The following is a 14,719-nucleotide window of genomic DNA, read 5'->3' on the forward strand; positions in this document are numbered from 1 at the left end:
CTGGTCACAGCGCCCGCTGACGGGCGAGCGACCTGGCCGAGCTGCAGAACTCTCGCTCGCCGTCCTTCCGCCGTGCTTGCGTCGCGGTCTTCGCGACGATTCCGTGAGTATCATCATCGCGACTCACCGTTGAGTTGCCAACCCCTGCGACGGCGCGCGAGGGCGGTGTGCTCGCGCTGACAACAGAGTGTGAGCTCCAAGAAATCCTGATAGCCTGGGTTGCGATGCCCTCCAAAATCGAAGTGACCCAGACCGAGTGGAGCGGCCCGCCTGAGGAGCTGGTCGACGGCACCTGCGGGTACACGCGAAAGCTCGCCGCGCTGACGACAATCGAGTCAGACGGCGGAGAAGCTTGCTACTCGTTCTCTGGCGTCCTGCGCTACAGCGTCGGTCCCGACGACCGCGCGCTGGAGATCTCCACCTACGACATCCGCGGTGTCCGCATCGACGGTCTGGACTTCGGCGTGATCGAGTACAGCAACCGCGAGCCCCTGCGCGTCGACGTGGGTGACGATCGCCGGTTCACCATTCGTGCAAACGTGTGCTGGCGTGATCGCCAAAACCCCGACGGCACGCTCGCGCTGGTCATGCGCGGCAACCTGCTCGAGAATCATGCGATCGCGTATCTGTCGAGCACGATCAGCGGAAACCTCGAGGTCGGTGGCACCGGCAACCTCCACATGACCACGCCAGCTCAATGGTGAGCACGGATCGCTGGCCCATCGACGAGTCGCTCGACTGGCGTGAGCACTACGTCCGCCACGGGTTTTGCCGTATTCGCGGACTGATCGACCCCCAGGTCCTCGCCGCTGCGCGGCTCGAGGTCGCCACGCTCGTCGGCGATCCCCGCCCGCTCGACGCGTGGAACGCCGATCGCCCCGGGCAGCGCTACGAGGTCTACTACCACCAGCAGGCGCCGGGTCTCGACGCTCTCGTCGAGCAACCAGGGCTGCTCGACGTCCTCGCCGGTTGTTTTGGCGAGCTCGGCTTTCACCTCGGGCCCACCGATCCCAGCGATCCCAACCGTCGCCGCCTCGCGCTGTGGGTCAACCCCTACGACCCCGACGCCCGCCCCCGGCTCGAGCGGCGCGGTCACATCGACTCCGGCGATCCTCAGCGTGGTCTCGCCGTCCACGTCGCCCTCGCCCCAACTCGACCGTTTGGTGGCAACACGACCTACGTCCCCGGCTCGCACCGCATCATGCACCAGTGGCTGCGCGAGCACCCCGATCCCAGCTTCCGCGGGGGCACCTACCCCGAGGTCCCACGCGAAGATCCGCCGTGGGAATTCGTGGCCGAGGCCGGCGATGTGGTCTTGACCCACCACCTCGTGTTCCACTCGGCCAACACCGCGTGCGCCGACGATCGCAGCCCGCGGCTGGCGATCCGGCAGGAGGTCTACCCCGTGCGTCCGCCATCGCTCACTGGCACCTCGCCGTTCGAGCGCAGCCTCAGGTTTTAGCGCGAAACCGCCTGACGATCTCGCTGTGGCGATGGACCATGGGCTCGGGCAGCGCGTCGAAAAATTGCCCCTCGCTGGGCTGGCCGACCCACCTGCACGCGCACAGCAGCGACAGGACGGCCCCGCACGGGTGATCCGACCAGGCGTAGTCGGCCACGACGGTCTCGACCTCGAGCTCGATGTCGAGCTCGCGCGCCGCGATCCGACGGCCGGCGTCGCCGAGGGTCTCGCCCACGCCCACGAACCCGCCTGGCACATGCCAACCGCGCCACTGCGCGTCGTCGCGCCAGGTCAGCCACACCGCGCCGTCTTGGACCAAGAACAGCTCGACCGCGAGGCGTGGCACGACCCCCGCGAGGGCGTCCCAGATGACGCGCGGCGTGCTCGGCATCGCCCCGCCCGCGTCGGCGAGTCGCTGCAATAGCCTTGCGAGCTCGCTGAGCTCCTCAGCGCTCAGATCCACGGGTGAATCCTGGATGTCGAGCCTCGACCGTCCACACGAACTGAGCGCCCGTGACATAGATTGTCGTGTTAGCTTCACCACCAAATGTGCAGTTGGTCAGCACCTGGTCCGCGATCGGATAGGCCTCGAGCAACGCGTGCGCCGGCGAGAACACATAGAGGCCAGCGGGCGAGTCCCGCTCGGCGGTTGGGGGACGATGGGCGCTGGCCGTGACATAGAGGTTGCCGCGCGCGTCCGTGCACATCCCGTCGCCCCCGCGTCCGGTGCCGAAATCGTAGACGGTCTCGCGCTCACCCGTGGGCAGCCCCTGCTCGTCGAGCGCGAACGCGTAGAGCAACGCCGGTCCGCCGATCATCGTGTCCGTCACATACAAGGTGCGGGCATCGGGGCTGAGCTCGACGCCGTTGGGACGCTGGACCTGCCCGTCTCCAAGCACCCGCAGCAGCTCGCTGCCATCGGCGTTGACCCGGTACACCGCCTCGACGTCGAGCTCGAGCAGCTCGCCATCGGGGTCGTCGAAGTAGTGGGGATCGCTGAAGTAGATCCGGCCCTGGTCGTCGATGGTGAGGTCGTTGGGGCTATTGAAGCGCTTGCCCTCGTAGCGCTCGACGATCACGCTGCGCGCGGCCGGATCGAGTGACCAGCGAACCACCGCCCGGCCCCCGGCCCCCCGCTCGTTCCCTTCGCAGACCACCAGCGCCCCCTGGTTGTCGAGGCTCGTGCCCGCGGCGCCCCGGCTGGGCTCGGCGAACACCTCGAGGCTGCCGGGGGCGTCACCCTTGATCAGCATCTGGGCGTTGGGGATGTCCGTGAACAGCAGGCCGCGACCGGGGATCCACGTTGGGCCCTCCGCGAACGCCCGCAGCCGCTCGACCGGGCGCGCCTCGACGAACACGAACAGCTCCGAGTCGCTGGTGACCCCGCGGCCCACGTTCTCGGACGGCGCTGGCTTGGGCTCTCGGCACCCGCACGCGACCAGACTCGCCCCACCGATGAGCAATTCGAGCAGCTGCGTCCCGTATGCCTGTCGCGTGAGCATGGGCTCGGAGTGAGCAGCGATCGCACAAAAGCGCGGGCGTGTCCATGCTTCGAACCCGACCCCCGAGGTGCTAGTTTCGAGCCGATGGAGGTCGAGATCGAGAACCTGCGAGGGCCCCTCGTGGAGCTGCGTCACCGCGACGCCGACGACTTGCAAATTTTCGACCGCTTCGCGACCTCGGCAGGGGCCGAGATCGTCATCTCGTCGCGCGACGGTGCGCGCAGCTTGGCGATCAGTGAAGCCGATCACGAGTCGCTGCGGCCAGGCGCACGACTGCGCGCCAGTGAGCCGCGCGTCGTCCCGCTCACGCCCGAGCGAATGATCGAGCTGGGCTTCACGCTCGCGCAGGGCTACGTGAGCTCGCGCCTCGCACCGACGGGGCTGCGTGTGCTCGATCTGTTGTGCCCACTCGTCGATGGGGGATCGTGCTGGCTCCTCGGCGGCGCGGGCCTCGGTCGCATGCAGCTGCTCGACGAGCTTCAGCAGCGCCTGGTCCTCACCCACGCCCGCCAGACGCTGGTGTTTCCGCTGCATCCGGACAACACGGGAGGTCTCGCTGGTGCCCGGAGCCGCCCCGGCTTTGCCCCTGACGTTCAGGCCAACGTCAGGCGAATCTGGGTCGTCAGTGAGCACGCTGACAACCCCGTGCTCGCCGACCTCGAGCCGCTGGGGACCAGCCGCGTGTTCCTTGGGCCTCGGGCGCCCGCGCGCGGCTACTGGCCAGCCGTCGACTTCTTCGCGTCACACTCGAGCGCGCTGTCCAACGGCCAGGTCGAGCCCCTCCACGTCGAGCTCGTGGCCGAGGTCCTCGAGATCCTCGCCTGGGCCGAAGAGCTGCGGTCGGACGAGGTATTTGATCGTTTGGCCAGTCAGCGGCGCTTCGCCGAGGCCGTCGCACGCACCATCGAGCTCTGCGTATTCGCCCAGATCGAGCTATCTGCCGCCGACAGGGCCCGATTTCAGGTCGCCATGGACCTCGAGCGCTACCTCGCTCAACCGCTTCACATCGGCAAAGAGTCGACCGGGATCGACGGCACGCACACTGCATATGGCGACATGTTGCGGGGCTGTAGCGATGTCGTGGCTGGTCGCCGTCCAAACGGTGGGTACGACACTCCTGCGCGGCCAGGAAGCGGGACCGCGTCGCTTGACACATCAGATTAACCTGTATACTTTCGGCACCAAGGATCGACCATGCAGCATATCCAGCAGTCAACCACCGCTCATCGCAACATTCTCGTCGGCCTCGCCGTGGGCACCGGGGCAATCGCCACTGGATGCGGCGTTCCGCAGCCCGCCTCGCTGGAGAACAGCGGCATGGCAGGTCTCGACTACAGCAAGTTGGACTACAGCAAGCTGGACTACAGCAAGCTCGATCCGATGCAGATGGGCAACGAGGAGTGCCACATCAGCAAGTTCGAGGGTCAGGTCCTGTCGGACGCGCTCAAGGATCGGCTGTTCCGGGCCCTCGACCGTGCGCAAGAGCTCAAGCTCGGCGACGACGTGTACAACAACATCGAGCACACGATCGGCGCGCTCTACAAGAGCGACGAGTTGTTCCAGGAGTACAACGAGCTGCTCTGCTGGTAGTCTCTCGTCTCGCGACGAAGAACGTATAGGAGGACCCCTGGAGGGTCCTCTTCTCGTTTTTGGTTGTCCCCATGCCACTGCCCTGCCTCATCACTGGTGCGAGCGGCTTCATAGGTACGCAGCTGGTCTCGCGGCTGCGCGCGGCAGGACGGCCGGTTCGGCTCGTCGCCCGCACGCCGCCTCCCGATGATGACCGCTCGCAATGGACGAGCCTGGATCTCTCCTATGCGATCGATTGGTCGACATTGCTCGAGGGTGTCGAGACGGTATTCCACCTCGCGGCCCAGACCAGCGCGCAGCACAGCATCCGCGATCCAGCGGCCAGCCGACGCATCAATGTCGATCCAGTTCGGCAGCTGATCCAGTGGGCACGCACACGCTCGCAACCCTTGCGCGTGATCTTGTCGAGCACCGAGACCGTCGCGGGCCTCCACCAGGGGGTCCTCCACGACGGCCTCGTCGACGCCCCCTCGACCCCGTACGACGTGCACAAGCGCGAGGCCGAGGTCCTGCTCAGCGAAGCCCACGCGCGCGGATGGGTGCGGGCGGCGAGCTTGCGCCTGACCACCGTCTACGGGCCGAGCCACCGCCCTCGGGCGCCCGAGCGAGGTGTCATTGGGATCATGATCGAGCGCGCGCTCGCGGGTCAGCCCCTCACGATCTACGGAAGTGGAGCGCCTCTGCGAGACTTCCTCTACCTCGACGACGCGGTCGAGGCCCTGCTCGCCGCCGAGCGCCACGTCGAGACCCTCGCGGGCGACCACTACCTCGTCGGTGCAGGTCGCTCCCTCAGCCTGCACAGCGCGATCACCCAGGTCGCCGCGCTCGTGGGCGCCGAGCTTGGCCGGGAGATCTCGGTCACCCACGTCCCGCCCCCGCCGGGCCTCCCCGCGATCGACGGCCGCAGCGTGCGGGTCGACGCCGAGCGGTTCCGGGTCCGCAGCGGATGGCGGCCAGAGGTTGACTTCGACCTCGGGCTTGAACGTACGCTTCGCTGGCACATGGCCAAGCGTCGGGAGCAGCAATGAGCGAAGAGAACATCAACGTCTGGGGGTACCTGCGCGAGTACGAGGCCGAGCGCGACGATCTGCTCGACGCCGTCGAGCAGGTGTTTCGCTCGGGCCGCCTGATCCTCGGCGACAGCGTCCAGCGCTTCGAGCACGCGTTCGCCAGCTACTGCGGCCTCGCGCACGGCGTCGGCGTCGGCAACGGCACCGACGCCCTCGTGGTCGCGCTCGAGGCCCTCGACGTCGGGCCCGGTGATGAAGTCGTGACCGTCTCCAACACCGCCGCGCCCACGATTGTGGCGATCAACACCGTCGGCGCCCGGGCACGGTTCGTCGACATCGACCCGAAGACCATGCTCATGGACACCAGCGCGCTCGCGGGCGCGCTGTCCGAGCGGACCCGCTGCATCCTGCCCGTCCACCTGTACGGCCAGTGCGTCGACATGAGCCCCGTGCTCGAGCTCGCCCGCGCGCGCGGGGTGGCGGTGCTCGAGGACTGCGCCCAGGCTCACGGCGCGACGCTCCGAGGCGCGCGCGCGGGCAGCTTCGGTGACATCGCCGCGTTCTCGTTCTATCCGACCAAGGTCCTCGGCGCCTACGGAGACGGCGGGCTGGTGGCGACCTCCGACGACGCGCTCGCGGCTGCCTGCCGACGGCTCCGCTACTACGGCATGGCCGAGCGCTACTACGTGCTCCAGCGGGGTCACAACACGCGCCTCGACGAGCTTCAGGCCGAGCTCCTCAACCGCAAGCTGACCCGCCTCGACGCCTACATCGAGCGGCGTCAACAGCTCGCGGCCCGCTATGCCGAGCGCCTCGCCGACACCGAGCTACGCCTGCCCGTGGTCGGCCCCGAGCGCACCCACGTCTACTACGTCTACGTCGTCCGTCACCCCAAGCGCGACGCGATCATCTCGGCGCTGCGCGAGCGCGGCATCAACCTCAACATCAGCTACCCGTGGCCGTGCCACACCATGGAGGGCTTCGCCCACTTCGGCTACGCCAAGGGTGACCTGCCCGTGACGGAGGCTGTCGCCGAGCAGATCTTCTCGCTGCCGATGTACCCCTCGCTGACCGACGCGGAGCAAGACCGCGTCTGTGACGAGCTACGCTCCGTGCTCGCCGAGCTGCAATAGCTCTCGATCACCCGGCCATCACTGGCCAGAGGATCCGAGCGCGACCTCGGGCAGGTAGGTCAGCCACTGTCCGCCGGCGGCCTCGAAGCCGCGCTCTTTCGCGAAGATCTCCGTGGCGTGGTTCCACGCGAACAGCAGCGCGACGTCGGGATAGTTGGCGCTGAACTGTTCGTGCGGCACGATCGGAATGTGGGCCCCCGGTGAGAACCGCCCCTGCTTGGCGGGCGTGACGTCACAGATGCTCTCGATCAGCTCCGGCCCGAGCTTGGCGTAGTTGATCATCGTCGAGCTCTTGGCGGTCGCGCCGTAGCCCTGGACCCGCTTGCCCTCCGCGCGGAGCTGCTCGAGGGTCTCGCGCAGCTGCACCGCGAGGCGCGAGACCTTGGCCGCGAGGGCCTCGTAGGGGGCGGGCGTGTCGAGGCCGAGGCTGGTCTCGTAGGCCAGCTGCGCGGCGACCCGAGGGCTGGGCGCCCGCGCGCCCGCCTGCGCGAGGGTGTAGCGCATCGACCCCCCGTGCACGACTCGCGGTGCGACATCGATGAGCTCGAGCCCGTGCCGCGCGGCGAGCTTCGCCACGCTGCGCGCACGGAAGTAGAACACGTGCTCTTCGTAGAACTGATCGAACGCGCCGCGGGCCAGGATCTCCGGGAGGTAGGGATCCTCGAAGCAAAACACCCCGCGCGGCGCCAGGAGCGAGCGAACACCCTCGAGGACGTCGCCGATCGCGTCGACATGGCACAACACGTTGGCCCCGACCACGGCGTCGGCGGGTCCATGCGCCTCGCGCAGCGCGTGTGCCAGGGCCGTCGTGAAGAACGCGACGTGGGTGTCGAGACCGCGCGCGCGGGCGACCTCGGCGACGTTGGCCGAGGGCTCGATACCCAGCGCTCGGTGCCCGGCGGCCTCGAGATGTTGAAGCATGATCCCGTCGTTGCTCCCGAGCTCGACAACGAATGAGCGGGTGCCCGAGTGCGGCTCGAGCACGGGGCCGAGCTCGTCCACGAACGCCGCGAAGTGCGAGACCATCCCCGCCGAGGTCGACGAGAAGTACGCGTAGTGGTCGTGGAACATCCGCGTGGACTCGACCAGCTCGACGAGCTGGACCAGCTCACAGCTCGGGCAGCGAGCGACGGCGAGGTTGAAGAAGAACTCGTCTCGAAACCCCGCGCGGGTCGGGAAGTGGTTCGCGATGGGCATCGACCCGAAGTCGATGAACGGCTCGATCTGCGCGCTACAGGCCAGGCAACGGGACATCGTCGTCGGAATACACTTGGTCGCGCGGGCCAGGCAACCGTCGCCACCTCGGCGGTTGGCGGCGACGATGGAGCATGTATCATCCTGCGCGAGGTGAGCCCCGAACACCCCACCGAGCCGCAGCTGTGGCTGTGCCGCGAGCCCTGCGCGTACATCAGCGCAGCGAGAGCGTGGACTCGCGGTCGGGGCGTCCCGATCCTCGGCGATCAGGTCGGCGCGGGCTTCGGTCACGAACCAACCGTGGCGGCTGTCAGCGAGCCCCTCGCCACCCCAGATCGAGAGCCCGCGAGCGACGGCGACCCCCGTCGCGTGATCGTGACCGCGGCCGGCGGGGTCGTCGAAGCGGGCGCTCGGCTGCTCGCCCGGGCCTCCGGCCGCTGCCTCATCGTGCTCGAACCCGGCCGCGAGGGCCCGTCGCTCGACGAGGTGTTCGCCCGCGCCCCCTCGCTGGTCAGCCTGACCTTCGCCGTTCCCGCGTGGGGTGACGACGGACGCCCCAACCCCACGCGGCTGTTCGATCTGCTCCGCCGCGCCCGCGAGCACCACACGCAGCTGTGCGACCGCCCCTGGGGCGTGATCACGGGCGCCGACCCGCTCAGCTTCACGCGCGTCATCGCAAAGTCGATCATGGGCCCCGAGATCGCGGCGGCCTACGCCGCGGCCCAGTCGCTCGTGTTCACCACGGGGAGCGCGAGCTCGAATTGGATCTCGCTGCCACCGTTCGATCCCGAGGCCCAGAACACGGACGCCCCGCTGCTCGTCGTCGACGACGCGCTCGTCGCCTCGAAGGCCGCCCTCGAGGTCGTCGCCAGGCGCTGGTCGCTGCTCTTCTTCAAGGGCCACGGCCGGCCCTACTGCGCGTGTCAGGGGTATCTGTGCGGGGCCCGCTCGCTGGTCCGCTCGCCGACCGAGCCGAGCGAGCGCTGCGTGCTGGGCATGGACTGCGCCAGCCCCCGCGACGGCAGCTACCGTCCGGGGTTCCCGGCGTTTCCTCGCGTCGACCCTCGGCGCTACGACGCACCCGTCGTCGTCATGGACTGCTGCGGGACGGGGAACCTCTCGTCACCCGTGTGGGGCTCCGGCGTTCCCACCGTGTCCTTCCACGCCCTCGCGGGCTCGGCCAGCGCGGTGATCACGGGTGATCAGGTCACCATGGTCCGCTCGGGTAGCTACCTCGATGTGCTGTGGGCCCTGCACACCAGCGCGACGCTCGGGGAGGCCGTCGTGCGCCTCAACGAGGTTCGCCCCGACGCCAACGCCAAGCTGCCGTACTTCTTGCTCGGTGATCCCGAGCTCGTGGCTGGCGCGACGCGCTGGCCCGGCTGGGTCGCCGAGGCTGCGCGACGCGACGCGACCCGCCCCGACACCCTCAGCTTTGGGTTGCCGGCTTCAGGCGCCACGCCCTTCGTCCGAGCCGTGCTCAGCGACGCGGCGTCGACACCCAGCCGCGACGCGGCGTGGACATGGACATGGACATGGTTCACCTCGATCGAGCGCGAGGCCGGCGTCGAGCTCGGCAAGCCCCGCGCGTTCCGTACCTCCGTAGGCGACGAGCTCTGGCTCGACCTCACCCGCGCCAAGACCGACGACCACTGCATCGAGCTGCGAGTCGAGCCACGCCCGAGCCTCACCGTCGACAGCAGCCTGTACGCCGCCGCGCGCTCGCTCGAGCAACGCATGCGCGCCTGGACGCCGACCGTCCGCGAGTGGGGCGCGCCGCTCCAAAAAGCCGGCGAGCGAGTCCTCCGCCTCGGGGCCAGGCTCGCGGAGCTCGCGGGATGTGCGGTCGTTGGCGAGGCCGCGGACTTCGAAGAGGCGCTCGCGCTCACGGAGCGCGGCTGGGTCAGTGCCCACGCGCAGCTCGTGAGTCGCGCCGTCGAGGGTCTGTGCGCCGGGGGCCTCTGGCCGTTTCGTCTCTGGGCGTTCTCGGACTTCTCCGGCGCCACGGACGGCCGGCCGTGTCCCTACTGCGGGCTGCAGCCCACGCTGTTGCGCGCCTACCGGTCCGCCCCAGTCGGCACCCGTCAGCAGTGGGAGTGCAACGACTGCTCGCTGATCCAGGATCGACCGCCACACACGTCGTTCGAGCTCGAGTTCAACCTGCCCAAGCGGCTGCGAGCGGGCGAGACGGCGCCCGTCGAGCTGCGCATCACCAACACCAGCGACAGCGTGATCCGTGGAGCGGCGATCGCCGTGGTCGACGGCCTCGGCCACGGCGTCACACACGAGCCCAGCCGCGCGCAGGGGTTCGAGCTCGCCGCCGGAGCCGAGCGACACATCGCGCTGCGCTTCGAGCTTCCGGAGCCGCCCTCGATCGCCCACACCTACTGGGCCCGCGCGCTGCTCCTCGTGGACGGCGTGTGGCAGCTGTCGAGCCGTCCCCTGCTCGTCGCGCGTGGGGATCCGTGAGCACCCTACGCAGCTCCGCGCAGCTGTGCGCGGCGCTGCGCCGGTCGCTCGAGGCCGAGTCGGGGCCGGCGCTCTCGCAGTGGCTCGGGCACGCGCGCGCGCGCTGCCAGGCACATGTCGAGCCGATCGAGCTCGCGGGGCTCGAGCGCTGGAGCTTGGATCCATCGCGCCTCGCCCTCGCACATGACAGCGGCCAATTTTTCTCGGTCATCGGTGCCAAGGTCGAGCTCGGCTGGGGCTCCGCCGCGAGCCGTCGAGTCACCCAGCCACTGATCGCCCAGGACGAGGTCGGCATCCTCGGCCTGTTGATGCGCATCGCCGACGGCCGCGCCGAGTTTCTCGTTCAAGCCAAGTTCGAGCCCGGCGATCCGCAGCCGGTCCAGCTCGGCCCGACCCTGCAGGCGACGCGCAGCAACTACTCGCGCGCGCACGGAGGTCGCCTGCCAGCGGGGGTGAGCGAATTCCTCGCGCCCCGCTCGTCCGCCGTGGTCGTCGACGTCGAGCTCCCCGAGCAGGCCGAGTTCTTCCTGGCCAAGCGCAATCGCAACATGGTCGTCCTCGTCGACCACGAGGTGGAGCTCTCGAGCGACGAGCGGTTTCGGTGGGCGACGCTCGCCGAGCTACGCGAGACCCTCGCGCAGCCCAACGCCGTCAACATGTCGCTGCGCTCCGTACTCGCTTGTGCGCTCGCGGTTGCGATCGAGCCTCCGTCGGCCGCCACGACCTCGACGGCCGCCACGACCCTCGCCGGGCTGTCGTGGTCGTGGGACCTCGACCGGGCCCCGCTCGACGAGCTCATTGGTTGGACATGGTCGGCGCGCGGCCTGGTCGCTGACGGAGCCTCCGCCGATCTCCGGGCGGGCCTGGTCTTCGTCGAGGTCACGGCCAGCGAGCGAGAGGTCCCGCGTTGGACCCAGCCGATGCTGACCCGTGCGGCGGTCGTCCCGATCGACCTCTACGTGCACACCCGCGCCGGCCAGTGGTGGCTGCTGGCCCGCATCAGCCTCGACGCGGGCCAGCGAGAAGGTCCGCGTCTGGGGCCCAGCGCGGGTCCGGCGTCGTCCCCCATCGCCAGCGCTCGGGCCACGCTGCGCTTCGACACGGAGCTCGCCGAAGACGGCGGTCGCCTGCTCGCCCTGCGCCACCGCTACCGGGTCTGGGAGCTCGTCGACCCGCCCTCACCTGCGGTCGAGCCTGGCTGCGTGTGGATTCCGCTGGCGGAGGTCCCCGAGCTCCTCCGGCGTGGCCTGATCGACGTCGAGCTGCGCACCTGCCTGCTCGCGCTCATGATGCTGCACGATTGCCCACGGGTCCCCGTTCTTGGCGGCGACCAACGCCCTGCCTCGTCGGTGACGAATGTGACGGCGAGCACCGCGTCGTCACGCAAGCACCCAGGGTGACACCCAGCGTTCCCGTTGGTTGCGGTGTACGGACAATCGGTGCGGCTGCGGGATTGAGGATCCCCGAGCTGTCGGACCCATTCCACGGACGGACGCGCGCAGTAGCGACCCAGACGCTCGAGCGGGGCCCGGAGGGCCCCGCGTCCCGCTGTTCAACTCGCTGGATTAGTGGCCGTGGCCGTGGCCATGACCATTTCCGTGCCCGTGCCCGTTTCCGTGCCCGTTTCCGTGCCCGTGCCCGTGCCCGTTTCCGTGCCCGTGCTCGACGTGGAGGTGGTAGACCGCCAGGGTTTCGAAGGCCACCGCTTCGCCGTTGCAGGTCTTTCCGCCGAACTCGAGGGTGTGGTCGCCCGGCGAGAGCGGCTTGAACAGGGCCCAGTGACCGCCGACGACGGCATAGCCGTAGGCCCCACCCGGCTTCGTGAAGCCGTTGTTGTTCCACCAGTTGTCGTCGGCAAGCTCGACCGAGAAGGGCTCGGTCACGGCGACCCACAGCTCGGCGTCGAGCGCAGCGGTGTCCTCGAGCAGGTCCTCGCCGTCGATCCGCAAGGTCAGCTCGCAGGTTTTCGCGCGGGTGTCGGCGAGATAGTTTGGCGCGAGCGTGTTGACGTAATAGTCGTAGTTGGCCTCGGCCCAGGCGTCGCTGGGGACATTGAAGGTGTTGAGGAGCGGGAAAAACAGGGGAGTATTTGCGGGGATCGTACAGTCTCGTTCGACTTGGCCGCCGTAGGTGGCGGCCAGGAACCACACGCCGTCGGGCTGCCCGACTCCACAGAGCTCTCCAGTCACGTCATTGATTGGACTATCGGCATACGGAGTGCTCACGGACCAACGAACCCATTCGCGACTGAGGGCTTCATAGGCGTCAATGGATACATCGCTCGATTGCAGGACCAACGGACCAATGGTGTCGCAGCCGGCCGTCGACAACAGCGCTGCGATAAAGAGAGAACTGATGAGATTGCGGCGAAACAGCGTGGTTTTCATGTGCCGCCTTAGGTAGCTCATGAAGTTCCCTGGTGCCACTGCAGAACCCTCAAAAATTATCGACGGCCGCAGCGGCTACATCTGGCAGTTCGCAACGTTGCGTTTCGCGACAGCGACTCAGCCCCGACTGGCCGCAAGGACAGTTGGACCGTTCAGCTGGTCCATTCGACCGACTGCATCCCCAGCCAGCAGCCTCGACCCGCAGGGGTCCCCGTCAGGGGGTCCCCCTACTCCACCTGGGCTCGGCCAGGGCGCCAGCCCCCCTACATCGGCCCTCTGCGCTCACACAACACCTGGTTCCCCACCCCGCATGGCCGGCAAGTGGACGGACTTTCGCAACAACCTCGAACTCGCTGCCAGTTTCTTTGACTTCGCGGCTGAGTTCGAACCCGTTGGTGAACAAGTACAACAAATACAACAACCGTCGGATCGGGGCTCCTCGACGTATACCGTAACCGCACCCCTGAAGAAGCGCCGCGCACCTTGCAGAGCACGATGTCGTCGACCTCGAGCTGTCGGTCACCGACCGGCTCGACGGTGCAGCGGTCGCCGCTGTTGATCCGGCCCTTCATGCTGTGGCCGCGCGGACGAAAGCTGGCAGCGTTCAAGCCAGCGACCGCGCCAGCCGACGCCGCTGCGGCTCAAAGCCGATCTCCTCATAGAACCGAATGGCGCCCGCGTTGACCTCCCAGACCTCGAGCTCGAGATCGGTCGCGCCACGTTGCTTGGCCCAATCCGCGACGGCGTCGACCAGCGCACGCCCAACCCCACGCCGCTGCCAGCGGGGGCCAACGGCGAAGTTGTCGATCAAGACATAGCGGCGGCCAACATGAATCCCCAGGTGCTCGACCTCGCGAAGGATCGCGTGGGCATACCCAGCCAGCTCAGCCTCGACCCACGCACCGATCATGAGCGTGTTGGGATCTGCGAGCAGCGCTTCAAAGTACTCGAGCGTGCGCGGCCGACCAGACTCGCGGGCACGAAAAATACCGGGGAGCGCGTCCCGGTGAACCGCGTCCAGCTCGTCGACACGCGCAAGATAGGCGTCGTAGTCGCTCGAACACAGCTGGCGCACTTCGGTGAGCGTGGCGATTGGCATGGCGATTAGCGAGGGGAGTAGCGAGTCGCGGCGTGGCCCATGATCACGTCGCCGTCGCGGGTGGCGGTGGGTGTGGGCTCCCAGCCGCGCTCGAGCCGGGCGTCGAGCAAGGCGTCAGCGCTCGGGGCGTGGTCCCACACGGCGACCGCCGTGAGCCCGCCCAGTCAGGTTGTGTCGTAGACCAAGAACAAGCCGTGGTCCCACGCCACGATCACGTCGAGCGAGTACTCGTCCTGGGTGACGATGTCGCTGACCATTCGCCAGCGCGCGACGTCCTGCAGCATGTGGTGCGAAGCGAGCAGCTCGAGGAGCTCAGCGCGTTGGTCGGTAGTGAGCCCGACCCGATCGTGTAGCGGCAGCGCCACGCGTTGAGCATAGCCCTCGCAGGTCAGCTCGTCGATCATGCAGTTGCAGGCGCATCATGATGTCGACCGCGAACAGCCTCTGAAGCAGGCGCGCCCAAGGCGTGTCGAGTGGGTTGCTTGGCGAGCACCCTCGAACTCCGCCGTTCCACGCGAGCCGAAGATCACGGCTCGACGTCGATCAGGATCCCGTAGATCGCAGTACGTGATACCCAGCCGTTGATGCCGCCGCGATTGTTGCCGATCTGGAACTGGGACCCGCGCTTCGCCTTGATCAAATGGAGGTACTGAGCGCCACGCACCTTGCAGAGCACGATGTCGTCGACCTCGAGCTGCCGGTCACCGACCGGCTCGACGGTGCAGCGGTCACCGCTGTTGATCCGGCCCTTCATGCTGTGGCCGCGCGGACGAAAGCTGACTGTCTCTCCGTTCTGGAGCGCCTCGATGTATCCCGTCGCCCAACCCACGCCCCGAGTCTACTACCGTTGAGGTCCGGCCGCAGGCGCTGGGC

Annotated in this window: 16 protein-coding genes; 8 read left to right on the forward strand and 8 right to left on the reverse strand. The window is 68.3% G+C overall.

The features are described from left to right. Window positions 1–224: 224 nt before the first annotated feature. Entirely contained in the window at window positions 225–704 is a 480-nt protein-coding gene (locus tag ENSA7_RS30120) for a hypothetical protein (RefSeq protein WP_146158287.1), read from the forward strand. Continuing rightward, window positions 701–1,462, forward strand: a complete 762-nt coding sequence (locus tag ENSA7_RS30125) for a phytanoyl-CoA dioxygenase family protein (RefSeq protein WP_146158288.1) — start codon at window positions 701–703, stop codon at window positions 1,460–1,462. The genes ENSA7_RS30120 and ENSA7_RS30125 overlap by 4 nt, the downstream gene beginning before the upstream one ends. On the opposite strand, the gene ENSA7_RS30130 is transcribed toward ENSA7_RS30125, so the two are convergent. Next, window positions 1,452–1,925, reverse strand: coding sequence for an NUDIX domain-containing protein (locus ENSA7_RS30130; RefSeq protein WP_106092840.1), 474 nt, complete (start codon window positions 1,923–1,925; stop codon window positions 1,452–1,454). The two genes, ENSA7_RS30125 and ENSA7_RS30130, sit on opposite strands and share 11 nt — an antisense overlap. After that, a complete protein-coding gene (locus ENSA7_RS30135; RefSeq protein WP_181234260.1) occupies window positions 1,909–2,964 on the reverse strand; it encodes an SMP-30/gluconolactonase/LRE family protein in 1,056 nt (351 codons plus the stop codon). The genes ENSA7_RS30130 and ENSA7_RS30135 overlap by 17 nt, the downstream gene beginning before the upstream one ends. A gap of 84 nt (window positions 2,965–3,048) precedes the next feature. Between ENSA7_RS30135 and ENSA7_RS30140 the strand changes: the two genes are divergently transcribed. From ENSA7_RS30140 to ENSA7_RS30155, 4 genes are all read left to right on the forward strand, one after another. Next, window positions 3,049–4,128: a hypothetical protein gene (locus ENSA7_RS30140; RefSeq protein WP_181234261.1), complete on the forward strand. Its 1,080-nt coding sequence runs from the start codon at window positions 3,049–3,051 to the stop codon at window positions 4,126–4,128. Between the two features lie 153 nt (window positions 4,129–4,281). Beyond that, entirely contained in the window at window positions 4,282–4,554 is a 273-nt protein-coding gene (locus ENSA7_RS30145; protein ID WP_146158291.1) for a hypothetical protein, read from the forward strand. 71 nt (window positions 4,555–4,625) lie between these two features. Next, window positions 4,626–5,582 carry an NAD-dependent epimerase/dehydratase family protein gene (locus tag ENSA7_RS30150; protein WP_106092844.1) on the forward strand — a complete coding sequence of 319 codons (957 nt, stop codon included), beginning with the start codon at window positions 4,626–4,628 and terminating at the stop codon, window positions 5,580–5,582. Then, window positions 5,579–6,697 (forward strand): DegT/DnrJ/EryC1/StrS family aminotransferase, encoded by a 1,119-nt coding sequence (locus ENSA7_RS30155; protein WP_106092845.1) that lies wholly within the window; start codon window positions 5,579–5,581, stop codon window positions 6,695–6,697. The genes ENSA7_RS30150 and ENSA7_RS30155 overlap by 4 nt, the downstream gene beginning before the upstream one ends. A gap of 18 nt (window positions 6,698–6,715) precedes the next feature. Here ENSA7_RS30155 and ENSA7_RS30160 read toward each other — a convergent pair whose 3' ends face one another. Beyond that, window positions 6,716–7,951: a class I SAM-dependent methyltransferase gene (locus ENSA7_RS30160; protein WP_106092952.1), complete on the reverse strand. Its 1,236-nt coding sequence runs from the start codon at window positions 7,949–7,951 to the stop codon at window positions 6,716–6,718. Window positions 7,952–8,044: 93 nt separating this feature from the next. On the opposite strand from ENSA7_RS30160, the gene ENSA7_RS30165 reads away from it, so the two are divergent. Both ENSA7_RS30165 and ENSA7_RS44375 read left to right on the forward strand, forming a co-directional pair. Next, window positions 8,045–10,360 carry a hypothetical protein gene (locus ENSA7_RS30165; protein WP_106092846.1) on the forward strand — a complete coding sequence of 772 codons (2,316 nt, stop codon included), beginning with the start codon at window positions 8,045–8,047 and terminating at the stop codon, window positions 10,358–10,360. Further along, window positions 10,357–11,760, forward strand: a complete 1,404-nt coding sequence (locus ENSA7_RS44375; RefSeq protein ID WP_181234262.1) for an NDP-hexose 2,3-dehydratase family protein — start codon at window positions 10,357–10,359, stop codon at window positions 11,758–11,760. Before ENSA7_RS30165 ends, ENSA7_RS44375 begins: the two co-directional genes overlap by 4 nt. A gap of 165 nt (window positions 11,761–11,925) precedes the next feature. Here the strand turns inward: ENSA7_RS44375 and ENSA7_RS30180 are convergent, their stop codons facing one another. The 5 genes from ENSA7_RS30180 to ENSA7_RS30200 all read right to left on the reverse strand — a co-directional run bounded on the left by ENSA7_RS30180 (window position 11,926) and on the right by ENSA7_RS30200 (window position 14,675). After that, window positions 11,926–12,747 (reverse strand): hypothetical protein, encoded by an 822-nt coding sequence (locus ENSA7_RS30180; protein WP_146158292.1) that lies wholly within the window; start codon window positions 12,745–12,747, stop codon window positions 11,926–11,928. A gap of 604 nt (window positions 12,748–13,351) precedes the next feature. Further along, the gene (locus ENSA7_RS30190; protein WP_106092850.1) at window positions 13,352–13,846 is read right to left on the reverse strand and encodes a GNAT family N-acetyltransferase; all 495 of its coding nucleotides are present in this window, start codon (window positions 13,844–13,846) and stop codon (window positions 13,352–13,354) included. 5 nt (window positions 13,847–13,851) lie between these two features. Then, on the reverse strand, window positions 13,852–13,986 hold the full coding sequence (locus ENSA7_RS45880) for a hypothetical protein (protein WP_280524046.1): 135 nt from the start codon (window positions 13,984–13,986) through the stop codon (window positions 13,852–13,854). A gap of 24 nt (window positions 13,987–14,010) precedes the next feature. Next, the gene (locus ENSA7_RS30195) at window positions 14,011–14,250 is read right to left on the reverse strand and encodes a hypothetical protein (RefSeq protein ID WP_244923959.1); all 240 of its coding nucleotides are present in this window, start codon (window positions 14,248–14,250) and stop codon (window positions 14,011–14,013) included. 122 nt (window positions 14,251–14,372) lie between these two features. Beyond that, window positions 14,373–14,675 carry a hypothetical protein gene (locus tag ENSA7_RS30200; protein WP_106092851.1) on the reverse strand — a complete coding sequence of 101 codons (303 nt, stop codon included), beginning with the start codon at window positions 14,673–14,675 and terminating at the stop codon, window positions 14,373–14,375. Between the last annotated feature and the right edge of the window lie 44 nt (window positions 14,676–14,719).

Source organism: Enhygromyxa salina (genome assembly GCF_002994635.1).
In the GTDB taxonomy this organism is placed as follows: domain Bacteria; phylum Myxococcota_A; class Polyangia; order Nannocystales; family Nannocystaceae; genus Plesiocystis; species Plesiocystis salina_B.